Source organism: Pseudomonas sp. LM13 (genome assembly GCF_041381355.1).
GTDB classification, from domain to species: domain Bacteria; phylum Pseudomonadota; class Gammaproteobacteria; order Pseudomonadales; family Pseudomonadaceae; genus Stutzerimonas; species Stutzerimonas frequens.
Genome location: NZ_JACBXH010000014.1, coordinates 18721 through 29872 on the forward strand (window position 1 = coordinate 18721; position 11152 = coordinate 29872).

The following is an 11152-nucleotide window of genomic DNA, read 5'->3' on the forward strand; positions in this document are numbered from 1 at the left end:
GACGCTGAACAATTAGCCAATTCTCACCGTCCCCCCTTTTTCAACCCGGTTTTTTCAACCTACCGGCCTTATTCTGCGTTTCTTGGGCCGATTTCTACCCTGATTTTGCTGATTAGCGGGCCAGCCCCGCCTTTCGGACGGACTTATCCCGCCGTCCGTTGCAAATACCGCTTGGCCAGTACCAGATTGGCCAACCCAAACAGACTGAACAACTGCGCCGTATTCTTTTCCAGTCCACGGTAGCGAACCTTACGATGATTGAAGCGCACCTTGATCACCTGGAAGGGATGCTCGACCTTGGCACGCAGCTGCGCCTTGGCGTATTCGACTTTGCGCTTGACTCGGTACAGCACGCTGTCTTTGCCGTGATGTTTGTAACTGCTTGGCCGTGCTGCAATCGACCAGACAACGTCCCGTTCAGCATGCTCCGGTCGCTTGGCCGCACCAGTGTATCCAGCGTCACCCGAAACATAGGTTTCGGCGCCGTGCAGCAACTGATCGACCTGGGTGACATCCGCCACGTTGGCGGCAGTCCCTACCACGCTGTGCACGAGTCCCGATGTGGCGTCGACACCAACGTGGGCCTTCATCCCGAAGTGCCATTGATTGCCTTTCTTGGCCTGATGCATCTCAGGATCACGCTTACCTTCTCGGTTCTTGACCGAGGGCGGCGCGGCGATCAGGGTAGCGTCGACGATAGTGCCTTCCTTGAGCAGCAGACCCCGGCTGGCCAGATGCTGGTTAATCGTTTCAAACAGCACCCGCGTTAGCTGATGGGTTTCCAGCAAGCGGCGAAATCGCAACAAGGTAGTGGCATCCGGTGCCGACTCACGGCCCAGGTCGATGCCGATGAAACCACGAATGGCCTGGCTGTCGTAGACGGCATCTTCGGTACCTTCATCGGAGAGACCGAAACACTGCTGCACGACATACATGCGCAGCATGCGCGACAACCCAATCGCAGGGCGTCCACGCTTGCCTGTGGTGTCGCTATAGAACGGCGCCACTTGCGCCTCCACTTGTGCCCAGGGCACCAGCTGTTCAAGGTCAGCCAGGAAGCGATCTCGGCGAGTCTGCTTTTTCTTGCCGGTATATTCGAGTTCGGAGAAGGTCTTCTGCACGCGCGTAACAAAGCTCATGGAGGGGGCTGGTTGAGGGGGCTCAGTGTGCCAAGGGTGGGGGCGGCTGGCTATTTATGCAGTGTCTCCCTAGCTATATAGATGAAGTCGATGCTGCGTGCGCAGGTGCGCTCCGCTGCCCGGCGCAAGCGGCAGCTCGGTCCGCTTGGCTGCGGCCTGAAGCTGCCACCGCTCTCAGCCCGCGTCCGGCTTCGGTGCATCTTGATCGTCGGAGAGCATTTCGTCGTGCTCGGCCATTTTCCACGGCAAGCTCCCCGGCGAGATGTGCAGGAAGTGCAGGTACTTCTCGAACTGGTCGAGTATGTCGCTGATGATGTCCGCCTGGTCGTATCCGTAGACGTCGTAATGCTGGCCGCCGCGGCGCAGGAACACCTCGGCGCGGTAGTACTGCTCGTCGGCCTCCGGCCCTTCGGTCAGCGCGAACGCCGGCATGGCATAACCGACCGCGCGGATCTCGTAGATGAAGTCCACCTGGTCATCCTTGATGACCTCCAGGTAGAGCCGCGAATGGGCTTCATCGGTGTGCACTTCGGCTGCCCAGTCCTGGCCACTGAGTTCGCGCTGCACCCGGCGCATGGCCTTGAGCACCGTGGTGTTCATGAAGCCGTCGACCTCCTCCCGGTTGGGAAAGCTGACCAAACCGGCCAGGCGCTTCTTCCACAGGCCGGGACCGGCGTTGCTGGCCAGGCGACTGCTCTGCATATGGCTTTGCAGACTGGTTTCGTGGTGGCCTTCGATCACCAGTGCGCGCCACATGCCCAGCGCGGCGATCATCATGATGATCGCGAAAGGCAGCGCGCTGGCGATGGTCATGGTCTGCAGCGCACTGAGGCCGCCAGCCAGCAGCAGGGTGGATGCGACCACGCCCTCGATGCTGGCCCAGAACACCCGTTGCCATACCGGCGTGTGCAGCGCGCCGCCTGCGGCCAGCGAGTCGATGACCAGGGAGCCGGAATCCGACGAGGTGACGAAGAAGGTGATGATCAGCACCACCGCCAGGAACGAGGCGATGGACGTCATCGGCAGCAGTTCGAACAGTTTGAACAGCGCGATGGCGTTGTCCGCCTGCACATCGCCGATCAGTGAGGTGTAGCCCTCGACCATGATCATGTGCAGTGCGGTATCGCCGAACACCGAGAACCAGAGGAAGGTGAAGATGGTCGGCACGAACATCACGCCGAAGACGAACTGTCGGATGGTCCGACCACGGCTGATCTTGGCGATGAACAGCCCGACGAACGGTGACCAGGCGATGGTCCAACCGAAGATGAACAGGGTCCAGTTGCCGATCCAGTCGCTGCGGCTGTAGGCCTGCAGGTTGAAGGTGCGCTCGATGATGTTGTTCAGGTAGCTGCCGGTGTTCTGCAGGAAGGTTTCGAGAATGAAGATGCTCGGCCCGGCCAGAAACACGAAGAGCATCAGACCGATCGCCAGGATCATGTTCAGCAGCGACAGGTTCTTCACACCCTTGTCCAGCCCGGCAACCACCGAACAGATCGCCATTGCGGTAATGATCGCGATGGCGATGATCTGCACGTTGATGCTGATCGGTATCGACGGCCAGAGGTAGTTGATGCCCGCGTTGATCTGGGTGACGGACAGACCCAGCGTGGTGGCGATGCCGAACAGCGTGCCGAGAATCGCGAAGACATCCACCACATGGCCGATCGGCCCGTGGATGCGCTCGCCGATGATCGGGTACAGCGCCGAGCGCATCGACAGCGGCAGGCCGTGGCGGAACGAGAAGTACGCCAGCACCAGGCCGGTCAGGCCGTAGATGGCCCAGATATGAAAGCCCCAGTGGAAGAAGGCGATCTGCATGGCCTGCTTGGCCGCGTCGACCGTCTCCGCGGCTCCGGCGGGCGGCGAGGCGTAGTGCAGTACGGGTTCGGCCACGCCGAAGAACAACAGGGCGATGCCGTAGCCGGCGGAGAAGAGCATGGCGAACCAGGCCGGGAAGCTGTACTGCGGCTCGGCGTGATCCGGACCCAGCTTGATGTTGCCCCAGGGTGTCATGGCGATGCCGACGATGAACACCAGGAAAAAGGCCACCGAGAGCATGTAGAACCAGCCGAAATTGGCAGTGATGAAGGCCAGCGTCGAGCTGAACACCTCACCGGCCAGTTCCGGGTTGCTGATCGTGCCGATCACCAGCAGGAGCGTGACGATCACGGCTGGGATGAACACGGGGAAGAGAATGATGGCCTTGGGCAATTTCCTGGCGGCATCCATGGGCGGTCAGCCTCCGTTATGAGCGGGTGATGAGCGGGATGTACGCGGCGAGACTTCGGATTTGCCCGAACGCTGCCTTCTGGTAGACGGCTCGAAGCGCCGAATGATTCAGCGAAAAGTGAGGAAGGATTCCGCTCCGGTGTAGCGAAGCGTCTAGAAAGCCGGCTCCAGCCCGTGATGGCGCAGAATCGTGGCGATGCTCCCCTCGTCGATCAGCACCTCCAGCGCATCGTTGAAGCGGGCAAACTCGGCTTCGCTGACCGCCGCTCGAGACAGCCCGATAGCGTAGGAGACAGCCTGCAGCTCGCCGGCTTCGTGGATGTCGAGCAGCCTTTCCTGGTCGATCAGGTGCCAGGCGACGTCCTGATTGACCACTGCGACGCCCTGTTCGCCGAACCTGCCGGCTTCCAGCATGCGCAGCAGCCGCCGATTGTCGGCCTTCAGGATCAGTGTCACGTCGCTGACCTCGGCCAGGTGCTGGCCGAGCACGAACGAGGTACCTGACGGCCCGTAGACGGCGACGCTGCGCCCGGCCAGGTCCTGCGGGCGGTGGAAAACGAAGCGGCTGCTCGAGCGGGCATAGACGCCATAGCGTGAGGTGACCAGCATGCGGGTGAGGTGAAAGGCGCGCTCGCGCTCCGGCGAGCGAATCACGGTGAATATGCCGTCCACCTCGCCCGTTTCGGCCAGCGCAAGTGCACGGCGCCACGGCAGCAGCTGCACCGGGCAGTCGACCTCCATCCGTGCACAGACGGCTTCGACGATCTCGACGAACGGCCCGGCCGCACGGTCCGCGGCCGCTGTGGCTGATGCATAGGTGAACGGCGGAAAATCCTCGGTAACGAAGCGCAGCTCATCGGCCTGGCAATTGCCCATGAGTGCCAGGCCGGCGACTATCGCAATCCATCGAGTGGGCATGCTGCAAGCTCCAGGCGATCGGCAGAGCGGCAATACGCTCCACGCCCTTGCAGGCTAGCGTGTCGCCGTCCTCGGCGCGACCCTGAATCAGGGCAGCCAGCGCAGCAAGCCCGGTCGCCAGGTGAGGGTAAGGGTGACCGCCATAGCGGCGGCCGCCATCATCAAGAACCAGAGCAGTACAGCGAAGCCTGGCCCCTCCACCGTCATCAGGGCCGTGGGCGCGCCGGCGAAGGAAATCGCGGCGACACTGCGGCGTAGCCATCGCTCGCGTGCGGGCGCCGGTGCCGCTGATCGCCAGACCTTCTGGCGATGAGATTGCTGCAGCAGTGCGAGCTGGGCGAACGCCAGGTAGCACAGGATAAAGACGCCCAGCTGCATGACTTCAGCCATTGCTAATGCGCCGGTTCAGGCGTCGTGCCGCAGCCAGCGCCAGCAGCGCCAGCAACATGAGCAACAGGTCCATCCCGGCAACCGCATCGCGCCCTTGCTGGAGGCTGTGCAGCAGATGATCGCCGGTGGTCAGCCAGTTCAGCAGCACTGCCGTCGGTGCGGCGCCGCCGATGGCCAGCAATTGTCCGTGCCAGGCACCCGCGCCACGAATCAGCGCATGGACCAGGGTCGACGCCCAGATCAGAAAGAACGCCCAGCCCTCGAGGGCGGCGCGGTCTATCTCGAAGCGGCCGAGGTCGGCCGGCAACGCGCGATTGGCGATGAAGAAGCCAAGCGTGGCGAGGATCAGACCGCTGCAGCTGCAAACACAGATCGCGTCCAGCAGGTGCGCGCCGGTATGCCCGTTCCGCTGGTGTCGGGCGCGGCGGGCGCCGGTCCAGAACAGCAGCCCGGTGGCGATCATTACCCAGCCGGACAACCCGCCCAGAAAATACAGCCAGCGCAGCGTCCAGTGTTCGAACTGAACGAAATGCAGGCCGCTGAAGAATCGCTGGATGGCGGCTACCGGCCCGGTCCGGTGATCAAGCAGGAGGGCTCCGCTGCTGCCGTCGAAGGTCATGCGATCGACGTTCATGGTCACCTGGCGGGCAAAGCTGCGGCGAACCTCCACGTATGCCTGGGCGTCTCCGGGATGCCATACCCGCAGCATGTAAGGCTCATCACCCCAGGCTTCGCGGGCACGGTCGCGCATGGCGTCCAGCGAAGCCAGCGTCGCGGGCTCGGCGGATGGCTGCCGTGTGTAGTTGCCGAATGCCTCGGTGCTGAAGGCAGCCGGATTACCGGGGTAGATTCGTTCGATGACCATCGGAAAGTAGATGGCAAAGAAGATGATCAGACCGGATAGGCTGATCAGAAAGTGAAACGGCAATGCGACGACGCCAGTCAGGTTGTGCAGATCCAGCGTCGCGCGTTGCGTGCTCTTGTGCGGCCTGAAGGTGAAGAACTCGCGAATAATCTTGCGATGGATCACCACGCCGGACACCAGCAACAGCAGCATGCCCATGCCGGCGATGCCCAGCAGCCAGTAGCCGACATTGCGCCAGCGCAGATGCAGGCTGTAGTGGAACGGAAAGAGGAACCCGGTGGCAGCCCAGCTGCCATGGTCCGGTAGTAGCTCGCCGTTGGCAGGATCGATGAAGCGGCGCGTCGATACGCCCTCGGCATTCGGGAACTCCAGCTGGATGACTGGTGTGCGCTCGCTGGGCAGGGTGATGCTCCAGCGCCCAGCCGTGCCGGCCAGCCGCTGGGCATGCGGCACGACCAGGCGATCCAGGGAAAGCTCGACAGGTGGTGAGCCGAGCCGCGTCGAAGGCAGCATCCAGCGGTCGATCTCGCGATCGAAGACCACCAGGCTGCCGGACCAGAAAACCGCCAGCAGCAGGCCGCCGAGCAGCACGCCGGCCCAGGTGTGCAGCCAGCTCAGCGAAGCACGAAATCCGTCCCCGGGCATCGTCAACCTGCACCAGTGATAAGCGGCAGCGATGCCGGCGGGCCGAGCTGCAACGCCAGGTCGCTGGCGATGCCAAGCAGCAAGAGCAGGCACAATCGCCACAGCCGTGGTTCGACGAACGCCCAGAGCAGCAGGCCGAGGTAGATGACGAAACCCAGCATGCAGGCGATCAACACCGCCTCGTGGCTGGCCAGCCCGATTGGCTGCACCAACAACCGAGCGCTGACCGAAACCAGCGCTACGGTACAGGCGAAGCCGCCGCCGATGCCGGCAAGAACCCGCAGCGCGAGACTGGCGTGGTGGCGCCAGTCCATCTGGTGCTGTTGCCGCCCCTGCTTGGCCGCTGAGTGCATGTCTTAGAAACTGACCTGATAGCCAAGGGTGAACGTCCGTCCACGACCATTGAAGACGCGCCCATTGCGGGTTGCGGGTGCGCCGGTGTTGGCGGCCTGCGAGTAGTAGGTCAGGTAGTCCTCGTTGAACAGATTCTCGATCCCCAGGCGGGCTTCGCCGACCGGCAGGCGATAACCGAGCGAGGCATCGACCAGGGTGTAGCCGTCGAAATCCAGGTCCGGCTGGTCAAAGCCCCGGCTGGCATAGTGGTTGGCCTGCAGCAGGCTGTGCAGCTTGTCGTTCCAGTTGGCCTGCCAGCTGATGCCGTAACGATCCGGAGAGATGTTCGCGCCATCGAGGTCGGTATCGACCTTACCGTCGTCGTCTGTGTCGGACTGGCCGTTTACCTGGGCATACATCAGCTTTAGCCGGTGCGCCTTGTTGATCTGCCAGCCGCCGGTGAACTCGATGCCATCGATCTCGGTGCGCTCGCGGCGTACCTGGTAGACCCCGCCCACGCTGTCCAGGCGCGAGCCGAGGTCGGCATCCGACTCGTAGTAACTGATCTCCGCGTCGAACGGTCCGTGATTCAGGCGAAGGCCGATCTCGCGGTTTTCGGTAACCACCGGTTGCAGGTCGAGGAAGTTGTCGACGCTGGTGCCCGGCGTGCCAATGCCCCGCAGCACGCGACCGACATCCGGCATGCCGAATCCTTCCGAGTAGTTGGCGAACAGCTGCGCCCAGTCATTCATCTGCCAGACCAGGCCGGCGTTATAAAGCGTTTCCTCGAAGGTCGGGTTGCCGCCTTCCACATCGACACTGCCCACCGGTTTGGTCGAGGCAATGGTGCGGAAGCTGTCGACGTCGAGGTCGGCGAATTCATGCCGCACACCGGCATGCAAGGTCAGCTGGTCGAGCGCGCGGATCTCGGCCTGGAGGAACGGCGCATAGTTGCGGAACACCGTTTCTGGCACCCATTCCCGATCAGTGAGAATCAGCTGCTGGCTGGTGGTGTCCTGCAGCACATCGAGTCCGCCGGTGAGCATCAGGCGGTTGTCGAGCATGCCATCGCGGCTGATCGTCAGCTTGCCGCCGATCTTGTCCGACTCGTTCTGCGACTGATCGAACAGCGTTCCCGCCGGCGCGATGCTGGGGTCCTGGAAGGTGGCGTTGGTGCCGCCACCGAAGCGGCCGCGGAATCGCTGGGTATAGAGCTGCAGGCCTAGTTCGTTGCCATACAGATCGGCATGTTTGTAGGACAGGCTGGTCGCGAGCACTTCGTTCTGCGGTGCCTTGCCCTGCGGGTCGCCTTTGCGCGAGGTCGCGGGGATCTCCGCGTCGGCGTCACCCGGTACGTTGACGTACTCGTGATCGCCTTCGACTTCGTAGCGATTGATCATCAAACCGATGTTCTGATTGTCGTCCAGCCAGTAACCGAGCTTGAGCAGCAGATCGGTGCCGGTCGAATCCATCACGTCGCCCTGGGTGTCATCGACGCCGATCAGATCGCCGTTGGCATCGTAGAACATGCCCTGGGTCTGCCAGCTGGCGGCGGCGAGGTAATCGAGATCGCCCTGGGTACCTTCCACCCGGTAATCGAGCTTGTAGCCCAGGCCTTCGGACTCGTAGTCGGCGGGTGCGGTGAAGCTAACGCCCGCGTGCTGACGCAGCGCGCCGCTTTCCGGACGGCGGGTGACATAGTTGATGATGCCGCCGGTGGCGCCCAGGCCGTGCTCGGCGCTGGCGCCGTGGATCACCTCGATGCGCTCGACCATCGACAGGTCGATCACATAACCGTCGCGCTGGCTGTCGCGAAGCGGCGTGGACTGTGGCACGCCGTCGATGAGGATCAGTGCCGAGCGGCCGCGAAAGGTCTCGCCGGCGCTGCTCATCTTCTGCCGGCTTGGCGAGTAGGAGGGGATCAGGTTGCTCAGGATCGCGCCATGGTCCGAGGTGATCGCCAGTTGCTGCTCGATTTGCTCGCGGCTGATCACCGTGATTTTCTGTGGCGTCTTGCCCGCTTCGCTTCTGGCCCGTGTCGCACTGATCGTGACTGCTTCGAGCTCCGTCGCTTCATCCGCCGCGGTGGCAGGCAGGGGCGAGAGGGCAAAGGTTGCAAGAGAGATAGACAAGCACAGGCTGGTTCTGCGAAACACGTGAAGCTCCCGGTGTTGGATTTGTTCAGGGAGCGCGAATGTAAACTAAATGTAAATTACTTTCATTAAGCTTTGTCTGTTTTTCGCCTGTTTTGGTCGTTCCACCCGTTACCCGCTGGGCTGGGCTGGGCTGGGCCGAGCGTGCGGGTTGGGTCAGCGACTTTTGCGCATCTGCTCGCGCCATTCCCACGGTGGTTGCTGTTCGGTCTTGTGCAACGACCACAGGCCGCGCCGGAACTCTCGGGCGACCGCCTCCAGGTCGAGCAGCCTGCGGTCGTCCAGGCGAGCGCGATACGCCCAGGCGGCGCCCGCCCTGACCATTTCCGAATTGACGTCGATATTGCCGACGCCGACTCGCGCCAGGGTCCGCCCAAGGCCATCGCGGCCCTTGACCTCGAGCGTCACGTTCTTGCCGAAGATGTGGTCGGAGAGCGCTTGCCGGGCCTGGCTGCCGTAGGGTTGCTTGAGTTCGGGGGCGTCGATCTCCGCCAGCCGAACCCGGAGTCGTTCGCCCGCGTTGGTCCGGCAGCTGAAGGTATTGCCGTCTGCGATGCCGACCACCCGGCAATCGAACGACTCGGCAGAGGCAGGCATGGCAGTGGCGAGCAAGGCGGCAAGCAGGTAGCGCAGCATGAGGGCGTCCATGCGGTTCGGGCGGGCGAGGGTAACAGGCTGGTCGCTGCCCTGATCGGCGCCAGGTCTCAGATGGTCCGTCTGCGTTGGCGAAATGGCGACCGCATGGCGAGAAATGCGCCGAGCCGCCGCTTGCCGGGCGTGCGCAATGCTCAGAAGGCGGCTTCGAGTTGGTGCCGGCGCAGGATATTCGGCACCGTGCCATCGGCTATTGCGGAGTCTAGCGCCTGCTCGAACGCTTCGAATTGTGCCTGGCTCACCGTCTTGCGCGAGAGGCCGATGCCATAGCGGATCGGACCCATCTCGCCGGCCTCACGCACTCCGGCGAGGCGCTCTTGTTCGATCAGGTGCCAGGCGACATCCTGATTGAGCACTGCCAGGCCGTCCACGCCGAAGCGTCCGGACTGCAGCATGCGTAAGAGTCGTCGATTGTCGGTATTCAGGTGCAAGCGTACGTCAGGCACCGACTTGAGGCGCTCGGACAGCACATAGGAGGTGCCGGACGGACCATAGACGCCAACCAGCCGGCCCGCCATATCGCTTGGTTGATTGAAGACGAAGCTGCTCTTGGTCTGGGCGAAAACACTGTAGCGAGAAGTGACCAGCATCCGCCTGATGTGGAACATCTGCTCGCGTTGCGGTGAGGGTGTGAGCGTGAATATTCCGTCCACCTGGCCCTGCTCGGCCAGACGGAATGCGCGCTGCCAGGGGTACAGGGTGATCGTGCAGTGGTGCTGCAGGCGTGCGCAGATCGTATGTACCACCTCCACGAACGGGCCGGCTGCGCCAACACCTGTGGTTTCGCTGGCCGGGGCGTCAGCCGGGTAGGTGAACGGCGGGAAGTCCTCGGTCACGAAACGCCACTGCGCCGCGCCGGCCGGGCCGGCGTTCGACAATAGCAATATCAGCAGAATCGAGAGAATCCTGTGCACCGTCCGGCTCCTTGCGCTGTGCAGCATCCCTTGGCAGTTCGACGCGGCCAGGCAACATCCCGCTCAGGCCCGCCCGGTTAACACCAGCCTAGCGCAGCATGAAGTCGGAGCAATGAAGGGAATGAAGGACTGCTGGCCCTGCGCAGCTTGCCTGCGGCTATGTCCTCGTGCTGCGGCGTAGGTGCCGTTCGGTATCGGAGCTTCAGTCAGCGGGTGGCTTGGGGGAGATCACAGGATGCAGCCGATGCTGGGCGGGTGCTTCCGTGTGATCCCGTCAAGGCCGTTCCGGCGAGCGTCGCGCGCCGCCGGCAAAAATCACAGGCAATAAAAAAGGTTCATCGCGCTTTCCCGGGGAAGGCGGCCTTGATTTTCAGGAAGAAGTACTCCGAGTCCCGGAATCCATAGGCCAAGGCCAGCCGCTTTTCCTTGCCATCGAAACGGTACTTGAGGCGCCACAGCTTCGAGCCGTTGGGCGTGACCTCCAGATATAGCCCTTGGCCGTCCGTCAGCTTGTAGGGGCTGTCCTTGGGCTTGGCTACCTTGATCGCGCTGTCCGTCAGCGGCGTGGCTTTCCGTGGCATGGGGCGCACCTCGTAGGGGCATAAATTTGACCGAACCGGCCATGCCCCAAAGAATGCCCCTAAAGATTGGGGCTTACAAGAGTTTCCACGGGAAGTATAGACAACAAAAAACCCGCACTGGGCGGGTTTCTTGTGGGCTTCCGGGTGATGCTGACACCACCTGAAAACGAAAGGTGGTGCCCAGGGACGGAATCGAACCGCCGACACGGGGATTTTCAATCCCCTGCTCTACCGACTGAGCTACCTGGGCAACGGGGCGCTATTAGACGGATTTGGCTTTTGCCTGTCAAGCGTGGTCCGGAAAAATATTTAATCCGGACGGGCGCTT

Annotated in this window: 9 protein-coding genes, 1 tRNA gene and 1 pseudogene; all 11 read right to left on the bottom strand. The window is 62.7% G+C overall.

Annotated features, from left to right (window positions below; genetic code table 11):
• Positions 1–143: 143 nt before the first annotated feature.
• Positions 144–1139, bottom strand: a complete 996-nt coding sequence (locus HZR81_RS11005) for an IS5-like element ISPsp6 family transposase (RefSeq protein WP_003282265.1) — start codon at positions 1137–1139, stop codon at positions 144–146.
• Between the two features lie 174 nt (positions 1140–1313).
• Complete coding sequence (locus HZR81_RS11010; RefSeq protein ID WP_500128106.1) at positions 1314–3371, bottom strand: BCCT family transporter; 2058 nt, start codon at positions 3369–3371, stop codon at positions 1314–1316.
• 153 nt (positions 3372–3524) lie between these two features.
• Positions 3525–4289, bottom strand: coding sequence for a substrate-binding periplasmic protein (locus HZR81_RS11015; RefSeq protein WP_500128107.1), 765 nt, complete (start codon positions 4287–4289; stop codon positions 3525–3527).
• An 87-nt stretch (positions 4290–4376) separates the two neighbouring features.
• Positions 4377–4679 carry a DUF3325 family protein gene (locus HZR81_RS11020; RefSeq protein ID WP_500128108.1) on the bottom strand — a complete coding sequence of 101 codons (303 nt, stop codon included), beginning with the start codon at positions 4677–4679 and terminating at the stop codon, positions 4377–4379.
• On the bottom strand, positions 4672–6189 hold the full coding sequence (locus HZR81_RS11025; protein ID WP_500128109.1) for a PepSY-associated TM helix domain-containing protein: 1518 nt from the start codon (positions 6187–6189) through the stop codon (positions 4672–4674). Before HZR81_RS11025 ends, HZR81_RS11020 begins: the two co-directional genes overlap by 8 nt.
• A 2-nt stretch (positions 6190–6191) precedes the next feature.
• Positions 6192–6503, bottom strand: coding sequence for a hypothetical protein (locus HZR81_RS11030; RefSeq protein ID WP_500128110.1), 312 nt, complete (start codon positions 6501–6503; stop codon positions 6192–6194).
• Between the two features lie 42 nt (positions 6504–6545).
• On the bottom strand, positions 6546–8654 hold the full coding sequence (locus HZR81_RS11035) for a TonB-dependent receptor (RefSeq protein WP_500128111.1): 2109 nt from the start codon (positions 8652–8654) through the stop codon (positions 6546–6548).
• Positions 8655–8831: 177 nt separating this feature from the next.
• Positions 8832–9311, bottom strand: coding sequence for a thermonuclease family protein (locus tag HZR81_RS11040; RefSeq protein ID WP_500128112.1), 480 nt, complete (start codon positions 9309–9311; stop codon positions 8832–8834).
• Between the two features lie 152 nt (positions 9312–9463).
• Positions 9464–10243 carry a substrate-binding periplasmic protein gene (locus HZR81_RS11045; RefSeq protein ID WP_500128113.1) on the bottom strand — a complete coding sequence of 260 codons (780 nt, stop codon included), beginning with the start codon at positions 10241–10243 and terminating at the stop codon, positions 9464–9466.
• A gap of 407 nt (positions 10244–10650) precedes the next feature.
• Positions 10651–10824 (bottom strand): annotated as a pseudogene (locus HZR81_RS11050) (Arm DNA-binding domain-containing protein); the annotation flags it as partial.
• Between the two features lie 174 nt (positions 10825–10998).
• Positions 10999–11074 (bottom strand) — tRNA-Phe (locus HZR81_RS11055).
• Positions 11075–11152: the final 78 nt, after the last annotated feature.